18 protein-coding genes are annotated in these 18,448 nt (G+C 48.8%); 6 read left to right on the top strand and 12 right to left on the bottom strand.

Translation table 11 applies throughout. From position 1 onward, the window contains the following. Positions 1–208 precede the first annotated feature (208 nt). From mdoG to RYZ59_RS00470, 3 genes are all read left to right on the top strand, one after another. The gene (gene mdoG / locus RYZ59_RS00480; protein ID WP_137383216.1) at positions 209–1,744 is read left to right on the top strand and encodes a glucans biosynthesis protein MdoG; all 1,536 of its coding nucleotides are present in this window, start codon (positions 209–211) and stop codon (positions 1,742–1,744) included. Then, positions 1,737–4,265: a glucans biosynthesis glucosyltransferase MdoH gene (mdoH, locus tag RYZ59_RS00475; protein WP_137383209.1), complete on the top strand. Its 2,529-nt coding sequence runs from the start codon at positions 1,737–1,739 to the stop codon at positions 4,263–4,265. Before mdoG ends, mdoH begins: the two co-directional genes overlap by 8 nt. Positions 4,266–4,327: 62 nt before the next feature. Further along, positions 4,328–4,567, top strand: coding sequence for a YceK/YidQ family lipoprotein (locus RYZ59_RS00470; RefSeq protein ID WP_411961629.1), 240 nt, complete (start codon positions 4,328–4,330; stop codon positions 4,565–4,567). Here the strand turns inward: RYZ59_RS00470 and RYZ59_RS00465 are convergent, their stop codons facing one another. Continuing rightward, the gene (locus RYZ59_RS00465) at positions 4,568–4,948 is read right to left on the bottom strand and encodes a MysB family protein (protein WP_137383210.1); all 381 of its coding nucleotides are present in this window, start codon (positions 4,946–4,948) and stop codon (positions 4,568–4,570) included. Positions 4,949–5,591: 643 nt separating this feature from the next. On the opposite strand from RYZ59_RS00465, the gene RYZ59_RS00460 reads away from it, so the two are divergent. Beyond that, positions 5,592–6,953 (top strand): sensor domain-containing diguanylate cyclase, encoded by a 1,362-nt coding sequence (locus RYZ59_RS00460; RefSeq protein ID WP_318048795.1) that lies wholly within the window; start codon positions 5,592–5,594, stop codon positions 6,951–6,953. Positions 6,954–7,101: 148 nt separating this feature from the next. Here the strand turns inward: RYZ59_RS00460 and mdtG are convergent, their stop codons facing one another. Further along, complete coding sequence (mdtG, locus tag RYZ59_RS00455; RefSeq protein ID WP_202038309.1) at positions 7,102–8,322, bottom strand: multidrug efflux MFS transporter MdtG; 1,221 nt, start codon at positions 8,320–8,322, stop codon at positions 7,102–7,104. A 154-nt stretch (positions 8,323–8,476) separates the two neighbouring features. Then, positions 8,477–9,397, bottom strand: coding sequence for a Kdo(2)-lipid IV(A) acyltransferase (locus RYZ59_RS00450; RefSeq protein ID WP_318048791.1), 921 nt, complete (start codon positions 9,395–9,397; stop codon positions 8,477–8,479). A 218-nt stretch (positions 9,398–9,615) separates the two neighbouring features. On the opposite strand from RYZ59_RS00450, the gene RYZ59_RS00445 reads away from it, so the two are divergent. Continuing rightward, positions 9,616–10,668 (top strand): rhodanese-related sulfurtransferase, encoded by a 1,053-nt coding sequence (locus RYZ59_RS00445; protein WP_318048788.1) that lies wholly within the window; start codon positions 9,616–9,618, stop codon positions 10,666–10,668. A gap of 47 nt (positions 10,669–10,715) precedes the next feature. Here the strand turns inward: RYZ59_RS00445 and RYZ59_RS00440 are convergent, their stop codons facing one another. The 9 genes from RYZ59_RS00440 to mdtH form a co-directional block, all read right to left on the bottom strand. Further along, on the bottom strand, positions 10,716–11,291 hold the full coding sequence (locus RYZ59_RS00440; protein ID WP_318048785.1) for a YceI family protein: 576 nt from the start codon (positions 11,289–11,291) through the stop codon (positions 10,716–10,718). Between the two features lies 1 nt (position 11,292). Further along, positions 11,293–11,859, bottom strand: coding sequence for a cytochrome b (locus tag RYZ59_RS00435; RefSeq protein ID WP_286629198.1), 567 nt, complete (start codon positions 11,857–11,859; stop codon positions 11,293–11,295). 261 nt (positions 11,860–12,120) lie between these two features. Next, positions 12,121–12,234, bottom strand: coding sequence for a YceO family protein (locus RYZ59_RS00430; RefSeq protein WP_003846814.1), 114 nt, complete (start codon positions 12,232–12,234; stop codon positions 12,121–12,123). A gap of 52 nt (positions 12,235–12,286) precedes the next feature. After that, positions 12,287–13,405: an N-methyl-L-tryptophan oxidase gene (gene solA / locus RYZ59_RS00425; protein WP_318048768.1), complete on the bottom strand. Its 1,119-nt coding sequence runs from the start codon at positions 13,403–13,405 to the stop codon at positions 12,287–12,289. A 246-nt stretch (positions 13,406–13,651) separates the two neighbouring features. After that, complete coding sequence (gene bssS, locus RYZ59_RS00420; RefSeq protein ID WP_003036154.1) at positions 13,652–13,906, bottom strand: biofilm formation regulator BssS; 255 nt, start codon at positions 13,904–13,906, stop codon at positions 13,652–13,654. A gap of 339 nt (positions 13,907–14,245) precedes the next feature. Continuing rightward, positions 14,246–14,491 carry a DNA damage-inducible protein I gene (dinI, locus tag RYZ59_RS00415; protein ID WP_202038314.1) on the bottom strand — a complete coding sequence of 82 codons (246 nt, stop codon included), beginning with the start codon at positions 14,489–14,491 and terminating at the stop codon, positions 14,246–14,248. 74 nt (positions 14,492–14,565) lie between these two features. Further along, positions 14,566–15,612 carry a dihydroorotase gene (pyrC, locus tag RYZ59_RS00410; RefSeq protein ID WP_318048764.1) on the bottom strand — a complete coding sequence of 349 codons (1,047 nt, stop codon included), beginning with the start codon at positions 15,610–15,612 and terminating at the stop codon, positions 14,566–14,568. Between the two features lie 105 nt (positions 15,613–15,717). Next, positions 15,718–16,278, bottom strand: a complete 561-nt coding sequence (locus RYZ59_RS00405) for a lipoprotein (RefSeq protein WP_061068127.1) — start codon at positions 16,276–16,278, stop codon at positions 15,718–15,720. Between the two features lie 116 nt (positions 16,279–16,394). Then, a complete protein-coding gene (gene mdtH, locus RYZ59_RS00400) occupies positions 16,395–17,603 on the bottom strand; it encodes a multidrug efflux MFS transporter MdtH (RefSeq protein WP_318048760.1) in 1,209 nt (402 codons plus the stop codon). A 260-nt stretch (positions 17,604–17,863) separates the two neighbouring features. On the opposite strand from mdtH, the gene rimJ reads away from it, so the two are divergent. After that, a complete protein-coding gene (gene rimJ / locus RYZ59_RS00395; RefSeq protein ID WP_005129064.1) occupies positions 17,864–18,448 on the top strand; it encodes a ribosomal protein S5-alanine N-acetyltransferase in 585 nt (194 codons plus the stop codon).

Raw genomic sequence — 18,448 nt, 5'->3', positions numbered from 1 at the left:
GGCAACCCTACACGAAGTCCAACAACCTGTCTCCAGGATAAGCACTCAAAGTGAAAACAGGTAGGCGAACCTGATTAAACCATGAGCCAGCACGCGAACAATACAGGGATTCAGTTGTCGGAATACCCGATTATCCATTAAAATGGATCGGATCAATATAAGCACACAAAGGGGGAAGTGCTTACTAATTATGAAACATAAACTACAAATGATGAAAATGCGTTGGTTGGGTGCAGCAGTAATGTTAACGCTGTATACATCATCGAGCTGGGCGTTCAGTATTGATGATGTTGCAAAGCAAGCTCAATCCTTAGCCGATAAAGGCTACGAGGCGCCAAAAAGTAACTTGCCCTCCGTTTTCCGCGACATGAAATATGCGGATTATCAGCAGATCCAGTTTAATCGCGACAAAGCGTACTGGAGCAATCTCAAGACCCCATTTAAGCTCGAATTCTACCACCAGGGTATGTACTTCGACACGCCGGTCAAAATCAACGAAGTCACCGCCACTGCGGTGAAAAGAATCAAATACAGCCCGGATTACTTTAATTTTGGCGATGTTCAGCATGATAAAGACACGGTAAAAGATCTCGGTTTCGCCGGGTTCAAAGTGCTGTATCCGATCAACAGCAAAGATAAAAACGATGAAATCGTCAGCATGCTCGGTGCCAGCTATTTCCGTGTTCTGGGTGCAGGCCAGGTCTATGGTCTGTCTGCGCGCGGTCTCGCGATAGATACCGCTCTGCCTTCTGGCGAAGAATTTCCCCGCTTCCGCGAGTTTTGGATCGAACGTCCAAAACCGACTGACAAACGTTTAACCATTTATGCCTTGCTGGATTCCCCGCGTGCGACCGGGGCGTATCGCTTTGTGATTATTCCTGGGCGTGACACGGTTGTGGATGTTCAGTCCAAAGTCTATCTGCGCGATAAAGTGGGCAAACTGGGCGTAGCTCCGTTAACCAGTATGTTCCTGTTCGGGCCGAACCAGCCTTCTCCGACGACAAATTATCGTCCTGAACTGCACGACTCAAACGGATTGTCTATCCATGCTGGTAACGGCGAGTGGATTTGGCGTCCGCTGAATAACCCGAAACATCTCGCGGTGAGCAGCTTTGCGATGGAAAACCCGCAGGGATTCGGCCTGCTGCAACGTGGACGTCAGTTCTCCCGTTTCGAAGATATCGACGATCGTTATGACCTGCGCCCAAGTGCCTGGATCACGCCAAAAGGTGACTGGGGTAAAGGCAAAATTGAATTAGTTGAGATCCCCACTAACGACGAAACAAACGATAACATCGTTGCCTACTGGACGCCGGATCAACTGCCGGAAGCAGGCAAAGAGATGAACTTTAAGTACACCCTGACGTTTACGCGTGATGAAGATAAGCTTCATGCGCCAGAAAATGCCTGGGTGCAGCAGACTCGCCGTTCCACAGGGGATGTCAAACAATCCAATCTCATTCGCCAGCCTGACGGCACTATCGCGTTTGTGGTGGATTTCACCGGCACCGAGATGAAAAAGCTGCCGCAGGACACCCCGATTACCGCGCAAACCAGCATTGGCGACAACGGTGAAATCGTGGAAAGCACCGTGCGTTACAACCCGGTCACGAAAGGGTGGCGTTTGATGCTGCGCGTGAAAGTGAAAGATGCGAAGAAAACCACTGAAATGCGTGCTGCGTTGGCCAATGCCGATCAGCCGTTGAGTGAAACCTGGAGCTACCAGTTACCTGCCAATGAATAAGACAACTGAGTATATTGACGCAATGCCGCTTTCGGATATCGAAAAAGCGGCACTGCCGAAAACTGACATCCGCGCCGTTCATCAGGCGCTGGATGCCGAGCACCGTACTTACTCGCGCGAAGATGATTCACCGCAGGGTTCTGTAAAAGCTCGCCTTGAGCAAGCCTGGCCAGACTCTCTGGCCAAAGATCAGTTGATAAAGGATGATGAAGGGCGTGACCAGCTGCAGGCAATGCCGAAAGCGACACGTACCTCAATGTTTCCCGATCCCTGGCGTACTAACCCGGTTGGCCGTTTTTGGGATCGCCTGCGTGGGCGCGATGTCACACCGCGTTATCTTTCTCGTTTAACGAAAGAAGAACAAGAGAGTGAGCAAAAATGGCGTACCGTCGGCACGATCCGCCGTTACACGCTGTTGATCTTAACGCTGGCGCAAACGGTCGTCGCGACCTGGTATATGAAGACGATCCTTCCTTATCAGGGATGGGCGTTCATTAATCCAGCAGATATGATGGGGCAGAACCTGTGGGTTTCCTTTATGCAGTTGCTGCCTTATGTGCTACAGACCGGTATCCTCATTTTGTTTGCCGTGCTTTTTTGTTGGGTATCAGCCGGTTTCTGGACCGCGCTGATGGGCTTCCTGCAGTTGCTGATTGGGCGTGACAAGTACAGTATTTCTGCCTCAACGGTAGGGGATGAACCGCTGAATCCCGAGCACCGTACCGCGCTAATCATGCCTATCTGTAACGAGGACGTTGACCGCGTATTCGCGGGCCTGCGTGCGACGTGGGAGTCGGTTAAAGCCACGGGGAATGCGGAGCATTTCGATGTTTACATTCTGAGTGACAGCTATAACCCCGATATCTGCGTCGCGGAACAAAAGGCGTGGATGGAACTGATTGCCGAAGTGCAGGGCGAAGGACAGATTTTCTACCGCCGCCGCCGTCGCCGTGTGAAGCGTAAAAGCGGTAACATTGATGACTTCTGTCGTCGCTGGGGCAACCAGTACAGCTATATGGTGGTGCTGGACGCTGACTCCGTGATGAGCGGAGACTGTCTGACCGGTCTGGTACGCCTGATGGAAGCGAACCCGAATGCCGGGATTATCCAGTCTTCACCGAAAGCGTCTGGTATGGACACCCTGTACGCGCGCTGCCAGCAGTTTGCTACCCGCGTTTATGGCCCGCTGTTTACCGCCGGACTTCACTTCTGGCAGTTGGGTGAGTCGCACTACTGGGGTCATAACGCGATTATTCGTGTGAAACCGTTTATTGAACACTGTGCGCTTGCACCGCTACCGGGCGAAGGCTCGTTTGCGGGATCGATCCTCTCCCATGACTTCGTGGAAGCGGCATTGATGCGTCGTGCGGGCTGGGGCGTGTGGATTGCTTACGATCTGCCGGGCTCGTATGAAGAGCTGCCACCAAACCTGCTGGATGAGCTCAAGCGTGACCGTCGCTGGTGCCACGGTAACCTGATGAACTTCCGGCTGTTCCTGGTTAAAGGGATGCACCCGGTTCATCGCGCGGTGTTCCTGACCGGCGTTATGTCCTATCTGTCCGCGCCGTTATGGTTTATGTTCCTCGCGTTGTCGACCGCATTGCAGGTGGTCCATGCGTTGACGGAACCGCAGTACTTCCTGCAACCACGTCAGCTGTTCCCGGTCTGGCCGCAGTGGCGTCCTGAGCTGGCTATCGCGTTGTTTGCCTCAACGATGGTGCTGTTGTTCCTGCCGAAGCTGCTAAGTATTCTGCTTATCTGGTGCAAAGGCACGAAAGAGTACGGTGGATTTATTCGCGTCACGCTGTCGCTGCTGCTGGAGGTTCTGTTCTCCGTGCTGCTGGCGCCGGTGCGTATGCTGTTCCACACCGTTTTCGTGGTGAGTGCCTTCCTCGGATGGGAAGTGGTGTGGAATTCGCCGCAACGTGATGACGACTCCACTCCGTGGGGCGAGGCGTTTATGCGTCACGGATCTCAGCTGTTGCTGGGTCTGGTGTGGGCAGTAGGGATGGCCTGGCTGGATCTGCGTTTCCTGTTCTGGCTGGCTCCGATTGTCTTTTCACTAATCCTGTCGCCGTTTGTTTCCGTCATTTCCAGTCGTTCAACGGTTGGGTTACGTACCAAACGCTGGAAACTGTTCCTGATCCCGGAAGAGTATTCACCGCCGAAGGTGCTGGTGGACACGGATAACTATCTGGAGTTGAACCGTAATCGTTCGCTGGATGACGGTTTCATGCACGCCGTGTTTAATCCGTCGTTTAACGCGCTGGCAACGGCCATGGCTACCGCGCGCCATCGTGCGAGTAACGTGCTTGAAATCGCACGCGATCGCCATGTCGAGCAGGCGCTGAATGAAACGCCGGAGAAACTGAATCGCGATCGCCGCCTGGTTCTGTTGAGCGATCCGGTGACCATGGCGCGTTTACATTATCGCGTCTGGAATTCACCAGATAAGTATTCCTCATGGGTTAATTATTATCAGGGGATAACCCTGAACCCACTGGCGCTCAGGAAAAAATAAGCGTGTGAAACGTAAAAATACCGGCCTGGAGCCGGTATTTTTTTATACTGAATATAAAAGTCATGAGGTATCCAGTGCGAATACTGGCTGTGGGAATGATGGTCTTTCTTCTGAGCGGATGCGGCAGCATTATTAGCCGGACGATCCCCGGTCAAGGACACGGAAATCAATACTATCCAGGCGTACAATGGGACGTCCGGGACTCTGCGTGGCGTTATGTCACCATCCTGGATCTGCCGTTTTCGCTGGTGTTTGATACGTTGCTATTACCGCTCGATGTACACCATGGGCCTTACGAGTAACTACCGTTCATCCCATTCATCGGCTGCGGTCTGGCCTTCCTCTGTGTCAAGGGGAGGCTCCAGTTGAAATTCACCCTCATCCCATTCGTGGAGCGTATTTTCCTCCTGCCACTCCTGGCGAATATCAATCTCATCATAGTCACCATCAAAAACGCTTTGTGCCGCTTCACCGCTCAGCATGGGCAAACATTCGCCTTCACCATCATCTTCGTCGGCAAAGAACTCAGCTTGCCACATGATATCGCCATCCTGTAGCACGTACTTTTGTACGTTCAGCTGCTGGACACTGGCTTCGTCAGATTCAAGGCCTGAATTATCGGCCAGAAACTCTTCACGGGCTGCATCAATGGCTTCTTCAAGGGTGGGGTACAAGGCATTCATATTCGCATCCTGATCGCATGGGTGATTGGCTTAATAAAAAGATATAGGTGGTGTGGTGAAAACTGTCAAAGCATTCGTTTATCGCGAAGTTTCAGGTATGCAACGACTTGAAGCATCGGGTGTTTCTCACCCTAACCACACGGTTGTGGTGCTTCCTGGAACAACAAAAATACGGGTTGAACTCTGCCGCCAATACGATTCATGAACAATAAACCTTAAGTATCTAAGAATGGGGTGTAATGTATTAAACTCAAGCGGTTATGACTGGAGCACAATACGTGAGGATATTATAGTTTAAAGGGGGTGATTGAATAGCAAACTTGCGACAGCTTACAATGAAAAAACACAATGGGCAGATGAGATAAACATTAATTAACGGCATGAAATTAAAGGAGAATGATATCAAGAAGCAGATATAGATAACATCTGAAATCATCAACATTTAGTAATGTGGATAATATCGCCAACCATTTAATTTGTAACTCGTATGTAAACTCCTGGTTTGCATAAAAATGAATTCATCATATTTAATGAATAATAACAGAAGTTATAGATAAGCTATTTATCATTAAAAGATGAATAAATAATGTTGTGTTATGGGTTGAATTATTAATTTGCAAAAAGTAATAACTTAATATATAAAATGCTAAAAGGGATTCTTGCCAAGGCTGTTATGGATAATAGTAATTCAAACAATAGCAGGTTGATGAGTTTTTACATAGTTTGCTTAGTCAGCTATCTTATTGTTGGTGTGTGTCTTTCTCAGTATCAGTTAGAAGTGCAGAGTGTACCTCAAACAACATATTTAATTATCATCGTGGGGTTGTTCTTTCTGTACGGAATTATTTTTCTTTTTATGCTATTTCAGTACCTTTGCAGGAGAGATCTAACATACCTGATGATATTAGGAATGGCATTCCTCAGTAATAATATCTATTTTATAGAAACTATATATATCGTTCAGGATTTAATTAATGATAGTGTTTTGATAGAAAAACGGACAAATGATATTGCTATCTTCTATTATTTTAGGCAAGTGAGTTTTATTGCATTGTTTTTTGTATCATTGAAAGCGTATAAAGCGACTTCCACCGTTATTGAGACTAAAGAAAGAGAACCATGCTACATCATTATAGCATTGCTGATTATGCTGGCAATTGCATTCCTTTCACATAATTTATCCAGCTATAACGCTGATGTCACGATTAAAATTACCAGTCTCAAAGCTGACAATAAAACGGTGCACTGGCATATTGGCTACATATATTCTCTGATTATTGCATGGGGGATGGTTTTATTGTATCTGGCAGTGAAAACCAAAATGCATGGTATCTTATGGAAAAGCATCGCGTTACTGTGTTGCTCGGCAATCCTGACGAATGTTCTGCTGTTAAGTCTGGATGAATATAGTATGTATATTTGGTATGTCAGTAGGGGCATCGAAGTCATCAGCACCTTATGTATCATATCTATATTAATGTACAACACGTTCATTATTCTTAAGAGAGAGACGGATTCAGCAATAAAAGATGCGATGACTAAGATATATAACCGGAAATTATTCTATAAGGCACTGAAGTCATCTTTAGTAAAAGGTGCTGTTTGTATAATGATACTGGATATAGATAAATTCAAACGCATCAATGATACTTATGGCCATCAGGAAGGCGATCGCGTTATAAAGAGCATTGTTGATATTGTTAATAAATCGATCAGGGACTCCGATATTTTTGCGAGAATTGGTGGGGAAGAGTTTGGGATACTGATTAAGTGTAAAGATAAAGCTGAAGTAATGTTTGTTGCGGAACGAATAAGAAAAAATGTTGAGACTGAAACAGCGGTGCCCAATATATATGGCTTGAAAGAGAAAATGACAATCAGCATCGGTGTATATTGTAGTAAATCTGATGATTATTCTGCTGATAAAGTCGTATCATATGCTGATGCTGCGCTGTATGAAGCGAAAAACTCAGGTAGAAATAAAGTGGTTTACTATAACAGCTAGAATAATATTAAGCGTTATTGAGTGTCATGACGTTTAAAAAAGATGTGTAGCCAGTACGATCAGAACTGTTATTGAGTTCACTCTGCGTATCCCCCCACATTAAGCCAATTGATATGTTGGGGGGAGCGTTGAGAATGGATATACAAAATCATCCCGGGACCTGAGATCCCCGGCGACGGCGCAGACTATTCCACGAGTAGAAAGCGTTGAATAACACAACACCCGCGGTGACGCAGAAGACGGCACGGAAGCCATAATTTGCTGATATAGCAGCTCCCATTAACGGCCCAGTCACGTTGCCGATATCACGAAACGACTGGTTGTAACTAAAGATGCGCCCGGCGATTTGGTTGGTTGAGTTATACACCAGCAAGGTCTGTACGGCAGGCAGCAATGCACCATCAGCGGCACCCAGTAAAAAGCGCAGCACGCCTAGCTGCCAGGGTGTCTGGACGAATGACATTGGGATCAACAACAGTACGGAGATAACCAATGCCACGATCAGGATCTTCTCCGGGCCAATCCTGTCACCCAATTTGCCGAGTCTTGGTGCACTGATTAAGGCCGCAACACCGGGTACAGAGGCAATCATCCCGCTGATAAACGCGATATTGCTGACATTGCCCGCAAGCTCCCGTACATACAGCGTCAGGATTGGCGCAATAGAGCCGGTTGCAACCTGAATTATCAGGGTAGTGACAAACAAGCTCAGCACCAGCTTTGGATTCTTTAACGACGTCACGACTTCGCGAACGTGCAGCATCTCTTTCTTGCTCACTGGCTGGAAGCGTTCACGGATAAAAAAGAGTGTCAGAATAAAACAGATCAACAGCACCAGGGCGGTAATGAAAAATACGGGGCGCAGACCATACTGATCGGCAAGTAACCCGCCTGCCAGTGGCCCAAGTAAAGCACCACTGACGCCGCCGGTGGAAAGTGTTCCCAACGCCCAGCCGCTTTTATTGCGTGGCACCTGGGTTGCGATCAGTGCGTTGGCATTAGGAATAAATCCACCGAGTAAACCCAGCAGGGCGCGCAGGATCAAGAACTGCCAGATATTTTGCGCCAGCCCCATCAGCAGCATGACGATGGCCATGCCCAGCGCCGAGCGTAAGAGCATAATTTTCCGGCCTTTACGGTCGGCCAGCCCGCCCCAGAAAGGTGAGGCAATCGCTGAAAACAGGAAGGTGATACTGAATACCAGCCCTGACCACATATTCAGGGCGCTGTGACCCGTCACGCCAAGACTCTCGACGTAAAGGGGTAAAAATGGCATGACCAGGCTAAATGCTGCGCCGGTTAAAAAACAGCCCAGCCAGGCAACGGTGAGATTGCGTTTCCAGTTTATGGGGACATCAGAGGGTGACATAGCGATCCGCAGTGTGATGCGCTGTTTGCGCTATCGATTAAATATAAATAAGCAGGCTAATTATGCGCCTGGTTGATAGTTGCTGCAATGCGGATAGCAGTTAAACCTAAAAGGGGAGAGAAGGTGTTGCAGCCCACTGGACTGCAACAAAGACTCAGTACAGAGACGGGGAGCCTTCAGGACGTGTCTTGAAGCGGCGATGTAGCCACATGTATTGCTCGGGGGCCATCATGATGCATTTTTCAACGATTTTATTCATCCAGGCCGCCGTTGTTTCAGCATTGTCCAGCGGTGGTGAACACTCCGGTGGCAGCATGATCAATTGATACCCCTTGCCGTCAGGTTTGCGGCGGGGAACAAATGGCACCAGGCAGGCATTCGACATTCGTGACAGCATCCAGGTACCGGACGTCGTCGCAGCTTGTTCAACGGCGAACAAAGGCACAAATACACTGGCGCGAGGGCCGTAATCGTGATCCGGCGCGTACCAGACCACTTCACCTTTCTTCAACGCTTTAATCATCCCTTTCAGGTCTTTACGATCGAGCATTGATTTATTGGAGCGCATACGCCCCCAGGTTTGCAGCCAGTCGAGCAGCGGATTGTCGTTAGGACGATACACGCCAATTCCCGGCTCTTGTAAGCCAAACTGGCGTGCGCCCAACTCAAGGGTCAAAAAGTGCAGACCAACTAACAGGATCCCACGCTTCTGTGCCTGAACGTCACGGATATGCTCCATTCCGATAACTTCAGTCCAGCGTGATATTCGCCTGTCGGACCAAAACCAGGCCATACCGGTTTCCATTACGCCCATACCGACAGACTCGAAGTTTTTTACCATCATCTGCTGGCGTTCCTGCTCGCTCATTTGCGGGAAGCACAGTTCCAGATTGCGGGAAACAATCTTTGCCCGACGTTTCATCAAACGCAATGCCAGGTGCCCTAATGCACATCCCAATTTATAGAGCACTGGGTAGGGTAACTGCACGATTAACCAAAGGATGCCAATACCCAACCAGGTTAACCAATAACGCGGATGCAGTAGCGCAGCCGAAAACTTGGGTAAATTCGTCATGTCTATCCTGTCTTCTAACGACCAATTCCCTGTATTGTCGCATTTTTTTACGCGTATCAAAATTTACGACGGGAGAACGGTGATTAAACCATCAATTGTTGTTGCGTTTTTATCGTGAAGTATGAAATGTAGCGTAAAATGTGTGGATGTAAATTGGCGATGTTTGCTTTATCATGCCGGCCAATTTTCATTTTTACTGATTGCAGGATACGTACACCATGCCAGTGTTACACAACCGCATTTCGAATGACGCGCTCAAAGCTAAAATGCTGGCGGAATCTGAGCCGCGCACGACGATTTCATTCTATAAATATTTCACCATCGCTGATCCTCAGCAAACGCGTGATGCACTGTATCAACTGTTCACGACATTGAATGTGTTTGGCCGCGTATATCTTGCGCGGGAAGGCATTAACGCACAAATCAGTGTACCGCAAAGTCACGTTGATGCGTTTCGCCAACAGTTATACGCATTTGATCCTGCATTATCCGGGGTGCGTCTCAATATTGCATTAGATGATGACGGCAAATCTTTCTGGGTTCTGCGCATGAAGGTCCGTGAGCGAATTGTCGCGGATGGCATTGATGATCCTGATTTTGACGCCAGCAACGTGGGTGATTATCTGAAGGCTGCTGAAGTGAATGCCATGCTGGACGATCCGGATGCGGTGTTTATTGATATGCGCAACCACTATGAATATGAAGTGGGTCACTTCGAAAACGCACTGGAGATCCCGGCAGACACCTTCCGCGATCAACTGCCGAAAGCGGTAGACATGATGCAGGAGCATAAGGATAAAAAAATCGTTATGTACTGTACCGGGGGGATTCGTTGTGAGAAAGCCAGTGCCTGGATGAAACATAACGGGTTTAGCAAAGTCTGGCACATTGAGGGCGGCATTATTGAGTATGCCCGCAAAGCGCGTGAGCAGGGGCTGCCTGTGCGTTTTATCGGCAAAAATTTTGTTTTCGATGAACGCATGGGTGAAAGGATCTCTGACGATGTGATTTCGCATTGTCACCAGTGCGGTAGCGCATGTGACAGCCATACCAATTGCAAAAACGATGGCTGCCATCTGCTGTTTATTCAGTGTCCAGCCTGTGCGCAAAAGTATAAAGGCTGCTGTAGTGAACTGTGTAGTGAAGAGAGTGAACTGCCGGAAGAAGAGCAGCGCCGCCGTCGCGCGGGGCGTGAGAACGGCAATAAGATCTTTAACAAATCGCGGGGTCATTTAAATACTAAGCTCGGTATTCCCGATCCGGCGCAGTAACACGATGCCGGATGGTGGCAAAAGCCTCATCCGGCATCAATAGGACGTTATTTCTGCTGTACGCCTTCCACCGAGATAATTAATTCGACTTCCTGCGAAGCGGGACCGAGATCGGTGGTGATGTTGAAATCCTTCAGCTTTATTTTCCCTTGAGCTTCACAACCGGCGCGTGTGCCACCCCATGGATCGCCACCCTGACCCATCAGCTTTGCATCCAGTGTTACCGGTTTGGTGACGCCGTTCAGGGTCAGGTTACCGGTGATATCCAAATCGTTGCCCTCTTTCTTCACGCTGGTGGACGTAAAGGTGGCCTGCGGGAACTTGCTCACATTGAGGAATTCTGCACTACGCAGGTGTTTGTCACGCTCGGCATGATTGGTATCAACACTGTTGGTGTTGATGGTGACATTGACTTTATCGGCAGCCGGATTTTTCTCGTCAAAGGTAAATGTACCGTCGAAGTCTTTAAATGTGCCGTACAGCCAGCTGTACCCCAGATGCTGAATGCGGAAATTAACAAAGGCATGCTGTCCCTCTTTGTCAATTTTGTAATCCGCCGCGATGGCAGAGCCGGTCGTGAATAATAAAGAGGCAAGTGTGAGTCCCAGCAGGTTTTTTTTCATTTTAAGCTCCATAGTCAGATGACGATTTTCCCAACATGCGATTAAGGGTATCGTCGTTATCGATAAAGTGATGTTTCAGGGCCATTAGCCCATGCAGAAGTGATAAAACCACCACGGCCCACGCGAGCCACAGGTGCACGTTACCGGCGATGTCGGCTTGTACGCCTGCGTTGGCAAAGGTGGCGGGAACATCGAACCAACCAAATACGCTGATTGCTTTACCGTCTGCGGTAGAGATCAGATAGCCGCTGATGACAATAGAAAAAAGCAGGGTATATAAAGTGAGGTGGCCCAATGCCGCCGCAATGCGGGTTAGACGGGAATAGCTTTTCAGCGCGGCAGGGGGAGGGGAAACAACCCGCCAGACAATGCGGACAACCAGTCCCATCATCAGCAACACACCGATACTTTTATGCAGTTCAGGCGCCTGGTGATACCAACCATCGTAATAACTGAGTGTTACCATCCATAAACCCAGAGCAAACATGCCATAAACGGCAATAGCGACCAGCCAGTGCAATGCGGCAGACACCACGCCATAACGCTGTGGACTATTATTGAATTGCATAAACATACCGTTAGATATTTCAGAAGTGAATGAAAATGGCGCGTAAAAGACATTAATGCAACTAATAAATAACAATGGTGATGATATTTATTCTTATTTCAATAAAATTGATTAATTAAAGGCGCAATCATCAAATCGTTAGTGTGAGTGAACAAAGAGAAGGGCTTGAAAACAAGGAAGGATGAGAATTATGTTATTCAGTTTATTGCAATGAAATTAAGTAATTATCAGTTTTTGTCAATTAATGTCAGCGCATATCAATTAGAAGAACATAATATATATGACGTCCATAATCGCCAGCAGCGACCATAAAATAATGTAGAGCATGAAATGCTCGCGAATATTATTAACCAGATAGTGAAAGATGCGGCGCATCAATGTTATTCCTGTCATTAAAAATGGCCTCACCAACGAGGCCATTGATCAATTATCGCTTAAAACGGGACAGCCTGAATGGTGTCAGGTCAAAGGCTGACGGTTTACCCTGGGCAAAATCAGCCGCAATTTCGCCCAGTACGGAAGCAAACTTAAAACCGTGTCCGCTGAGTCCGGTAATCACCAGCGTGTTGTCATGGTCTGGCAACGTATCAATAATGAAGTCTTCATCTGGCGAGTTATCGTAAGTACAGGATGCGCCATGCAGACAACAGCCAATGCCAGGCAAAACAGCGCGCAGGAATGGGAAGGCTTCAGAACCATCGCTGGCGACAGCAGCAAACGGTTTACGTTCTTCAGGTGAATGAATGACCTGTCCGCCGTTATGTTTGCCAATTTTTAACTCGTCATTCTCAGCCGGAAAACCGTAGTATTGATCGCCATTTGGCAGTTCGCCGGTAAATGCCGGGAATGTGTTTTTGACACTGTAGCGCCCGTCAGCCTGATACCATGCGAACACCTTACGCACCGGTTGTATCGGCAGTTCAGGCAGTAATGCCTTGACCCAGGTACCGGCGCTGACGACGACTTTTTTCGCGTGGTAGTCACCATCGGCTGTTGTAACCGTTACGCCATCACCGTGGTGATGAATCGCCGTGACGGGGCATTTAAACAGCTGTGCACAACCCGCCTCTTCAGCCAGGCGAATCCAGGTTTTAATGGCTAGCTCACTGCGTAAAAAACCGGATTCGGCTTCAAACAGCCCGATATAGTTTTCAGGCACGCGAATTTCTGGCCAGTGAGCCATAATGGCTGCTGCATCCAGCTGTTCGACATTGAGCTGCCACTGTTTGGCACTTTGCGCTACGGTCGCTAAGAAGGTTGAATCTGCTGGGCCCAGGTTGATAACGCCAGAGCGAACAAAAACAGGCTCTTCATTTTGTGCGGAAAGTTCATCCCACAAGGTCTGCGCACGTAGCACCAGCGGAACGTATTTTTCACCTTCGCCATAAGCATGACGAATTAATCGTGTATCGCCGTGGTGGCTGCCCTGTTGATGCGGTGGCATATGCGCATCGATCATCAGAACGTTAAGACCAGCGCGAGTGGCGTAGTATCCGGCTGCGGCGCCCACGGAACCGCTGCCAATAATGATTAAGTCGTATTTCATCCGCTTCTCTCTGCAATCGCGATAGCATACGTTAAATAATTCGAGTTGCAGGACAAAATGCCCTGGCGGTTTTGAACAGCGCTTACGTTGGCCCCGAAGGGGCGAGGCCAAAGGCCGGGTAAAGCCAACGCACATGCAACTTGAAGTATGACAGGTATAGCAGGGTAAATAACTGAACCGGAATATTCAACCTGCAAATAAGAAAGGCACCGCGAAGGTGCCTTTTGATGGTGTGATGTATCAGGTTTAATGTCGCTGATACTCATTTACCTGGTAATCGCCAGATTCAATTTTGGCGATTCCGGCTTCTAATATCGAAATAAATTGCCTGGCAACATCAGTGGTTAACCAGAGCGTTTGACCGACTTCAGTCCCATCCGGGTCCGGACGATTCGGGGTCTGGTAGTGCAAACGCAGCATCAGCGCATCGTAGCTATCAACAGTGCTGATGTCCCACCCTACAAGCGGATGAGTCTGAATGACTTCATTATTCTTTTCCATCATGCCCCCTAATTCGTGTTACTAGACAACGGTTTTCGAGGTTCAATGCGTTTTTTTCTGAAGCAACTTCAGTATATCAATAAATAAGGGTATTCATTGAAAATTTAAAGAGGGCAGCGCATAAATTTTTTGTTTTCAGTGTTATCTGACTAATAAAACAACATGTTATTCATTTTTTTTTAGCATGTTGTGCAATTATTTTGGTGATTTGATTAAAAGATAATCAAGGTATTTAATATAAATTATCTGCCAGCGTGGTGAATGCAAGATTGATTTAAAGGATTCACGTATAAAAAAGCCGGGGCGACCCGGCAAACAAACATAACTGCATATCATTTTTTATTCGTTGATGAACCAGTCATCCGCGCTTTCCCAGGTTTCCTGTAGGATTTCGCTGATGCGTTCTTTGTCCTCTTTTGATGCGCCAATAACCGACAGATTGTTGGCCCCGGCATAACGAACGGTAACGTTACCTTCGTTATCCGGAAAATGATGATGAATACGGCGGGAGAGTTCACCTGCCAGCGCGTCGATAGCACCGGCTGGTAAAGGTGAAGTTTTGGCAATAGTGACTTCAATACGCATAATAGCCCCCTGTTGGATATACTGGTTATTTATACAGTTAACTGCGCCAGTTGACAACAGTGGGCTACATTTTTTTAGCGTTTTACTGACCAGCGTACCGTTTCACCGCCAAGGAATGGCACCAGCGTGTCATTTTCCAGCGCAATGCTCTCCGGGACCTGGTGCTCCACGCGTTCCAGCTCAATAAAGGTCTCATTCACCGGCAAACCATAGAACTGTGGGCCATTGAGTGAGCAGAAGGCTTCGAAATGGTCCAGAGCGTTCATCTCTTCGAACACAGTGGCATAGCTGCCCAGCGCGGTCGGTGCATTAAAGCAGCCCGCACAGCCGCAACTGGACTCTTTACGATGACGCGCATGCGGTGCGGAGTCGGTACCCAGGAATGCACGACTGAATCCGCTGGCAACCAGTTCACGCAGCGCCTGCTGGTGAACGTTACGTTTGAGTATCGGCAGACAGTACAGATGCGGACGAATTCCGCCGACCAGCATATGGTTGCGGTTAAACATTAAATGCTGCGGTGTGATGGTTGCGGCAAGAAGCTCGTTGCCCTCGCGAACGTAGTCGGCGGCATCTTTGGTTGTGATATGTTCAAACACCACTTTTAGCGCGGTTAAACGCTGACGTAAGGGGTCCATCACCGTTTCGATGAAACGTGCTTCGCGATCGAAAATATCGATCTCAGCGTGCGTCACTTCACCATGCACCAACAGTGGCATCCCCAATTTTTCCATGCGCTCCAGTACCGGCATAATGGCATCGACCGAGGTTACACCGTGTGTAGAGTTGGTTGTTGCATTGGCGGGATAAAGTTTCGCGGCGGTGAAGACGCCTTCGTTGAATCCACGCTCAATTTCATTAGGATCCAGCGTGTCTGTTAAGTAGCAGGTCATCAACGGCGTAAAGTGATGTCCGGCGGGTACAGCGTCCAGAATGCGCTGACGGTACGCAATGGCCGCATCAACGGTAGTGACCGGCGGAGCGAGGTTTGGCATAACAATCGCGCGACCATAAGTTTCACTGGTATAAGGCACGACAGTTTTCAACATGTCGCCATCGCGAAGGTGAAGGTGCCAGTCGTCTGGGCGGCGGATCTTTAAAACCTGGGATGGTGCAGTCATCAATATGCTCCGGCTGAGGATAGTCTTTTTTGCCGGAAACAAAGGATAAGCGGAAACGTTTTCGTTTGCACGAAAAAAAAGGGCGCATTCGCGCCCTGATGTTGATTAATCGGTAAACGGGATAATGATTTCGCCCGGTTTAACCTCAATCCCTTTCGCCAGTTTTTTCGCCAGCGCTTCGCCTTTGCTGCTGTCTTCACGCAGAATATAGGCCGGTTGCTGGTTAAAGTAATTGCGCAGCGACTGATTTAAGTAGGGCATCAGCGTTTGCAGCACTGATTGCATTTTCTCTGGTGTGACGGTCGCATCGACCACTTCCATTTCTTGTAGATAAATCGCGCCTTTTTCTTTATTGAAGACTGGCAATGCTTTTAACTTCAATTTCATGGTCGCTTTCTGGCTACCAAAAAGGGAATTCATATCCAGATTGGCATCGCCTGTCAGCGTCACTTTATTCGGTTCTTCGCGACCAATCTGGCTGGCGAGATTGGTCAGTACGATGTGGGCTTCAGCAACGCCAGGCAGACCAATATCTTTCGAGAAGTCGTTATGCTTAGCCAGTGCCTGATTAATCTCTTGCTCGCTAACCGTGTACTGTGTGAGTTGATTACAACCAACCAACAGGCCGCTGACAATCAGTGCAGCAGCAAAAAAAATCTTTTTCATGGGGTTCCTCAACATGATGCTTGTGGCGTAATCGTGACACAAAGCAGCATCCAGCACCAGCGGCCCGGACGCCAGCAGAAAAAACTGAAATTGAGTCCGGGACGTCTGGTCAGCTATCAGGCATCAGGTTCCAGCATGCTGCGTGACGGGCGTTTATGGCTAAACTGCCAACCCAGCGCGAGGAAGGTGATAACGCCGATAATGCCGAGCATCATCCACGGGAGCTCTGGCTGTGACAGTGCTTTACCCATATCAAACAGCCAGCCGCCACCGATATAACCGATGGCTCCGCCGATGGCGAGTCCCAGGCGGCTAAAGCCCATGTAACTGCCCCGTGCGCGTGCATTCGCCAGTGAGGCGCTCAGCGTCTCGCGTGCCGGTTCCGCAATGATAGAACCGATATAGAAGGTGCAAATCAGGGTGAAAAGCTGCTGTAAATTCCCGACCAGACCGATGGGCATCATGCTAAGAGACATGATCAGCAGGCCTGCCATCAGCCGATGCTCAAGACGAAAACGTTTCTCACTCCAGCGGGCGATAGGGTAGAGCAGCGTTAAAGAGAGACACGCCTCGATGGCATACATCCACTTCACGGCAGCCGGCGAACCGGCAATGTCATTAACCATAATCGGCAGCATCAACATAACCTGTACCGCCAGCATGTAATACCCCGCCAGCGTCAGGACATAGGTGACAAATCGTTTGTCATGCATCACATGGCTCATGCCTTCGCGCACGGGAATTTTCACGGTGGATAGCTTCCATGCCGGAAGCAGCCAGGCGTTAAATGCAGCGCACAGAACGAACAAAATTGCCCCCGTGGCGCAGACCAGGCGGAAATCGTACTGTAACAGCCAGCTGCCGAGTAATGCGCCAACAACGGCACCGGCACTGTCCTGCATCATCAGAATAGAGAAAAAGCGCCCGCGCTTTTCCGGGCGGATCAGTTTGACCACCAGTGCTGAACGGGGCGGGTCGAATAACGTACCGCCTAAGCCGGAGAGGAAGCAGGAAAACCACAAGAGCCAGGGTTCGTGCGCAATCCCCATCGTGGCGAACCCGGCGGCACGCATCAGCATGCCGGTCACAATCATGGGTTTGGCACCAAAGCGGTCAGCAATTGCGCCGCCAAAAATCCCCAGACCTTGCTGAATAAATTGGCGCAATCCAAGTGCGATACCGACCATCACGGCGGCCCAGCCCATTTGGTCGACGAAACGGATAGAGATCAGTGGGAAAACGACAAAGAAACCCAGCACGACCAGCATATTATCGATGAGCAGGAAATATTTACCCAGGTTCCTTGCCTGCGAGACTTGCGACATTTCCCCTCCAGGGAAAAAACTCGTCACTCGGTGGAGAGTTTAAAAGATAAGCACCTTCTATTCTGCGGTGTCGTTTGCGCTTTTCCCACCCTTGGCGGGACAATATTTTTTTATCAAAAGTCAGTCTTGATAGAGAGTTTTCATCAAAATGTGTGAATAATTCAAAAAATGGCATTTTGCTCTTTTCACACGGTGTATTTGCACAGGTATAGTAATGCGAATTGCGTATTGAAGACGTTACGGGAAGGAGTAGGTATAGAATGTTTGGCTATCGCAGTAACGTGCCAAAAGTGCGCTTAACCACGGACCGCCTGGTCGTGCGTTTGGTGCATGAGCGTGATGCCTGGCGTCTGGCAGATTATTACGCAGAGAATCGTCATTTCTTAAAACCCTGGGAACCTATCCGCGATGAAAGCCACTGCTACCCCTCTGGCTGGCAGGCGCGTCTGAGCATGATCTCTGAATTCCATAAACAAGGCACGGCCTGGTATTTCGCGCTGCTCGATCCGGATGAAAAAGAAATTATCGGCGTTGCGAACTTCTCGAACGTGGTGCGCGGATCTTTCCACGCCTGTTATCTCGGTTATTCCATTGCGCAGAAGTGGCAAGGGCAGGGGCTGATGTACGAAGCCCTGACCGCCGCAATTCGTTATGTACAGCGGACGCAACATATTCACCGCATTATGGCGAACTACATGCCACACAATAAGCGTAGCGGCGATTTGCTGGCGCGACTCGGCTTTGAGAAAGAAGGGTATGCAAAAGACTATCTGCTGATTGATGGACAGTGGCGCGATCATGTGCTGACGGCGTTGACAACATCAGAATGGACCCCCGGTCGCTAA

It is taken from the genome of Citrobacter sp. HN-141, from assembly GCF_033341895.1.
Taxonomy (GTDB): domain Bacteria; phylum Pseudomonadota; class Gammaproteobacteria; order Enterobacterales; family Enterobacteriaceae; genus Citrobacter.
The sequence above is the reverse complement of the archived record's forward strand: the minus strand, read 5'-3'. Positions and strand labels throughout refer to the sequence as shown.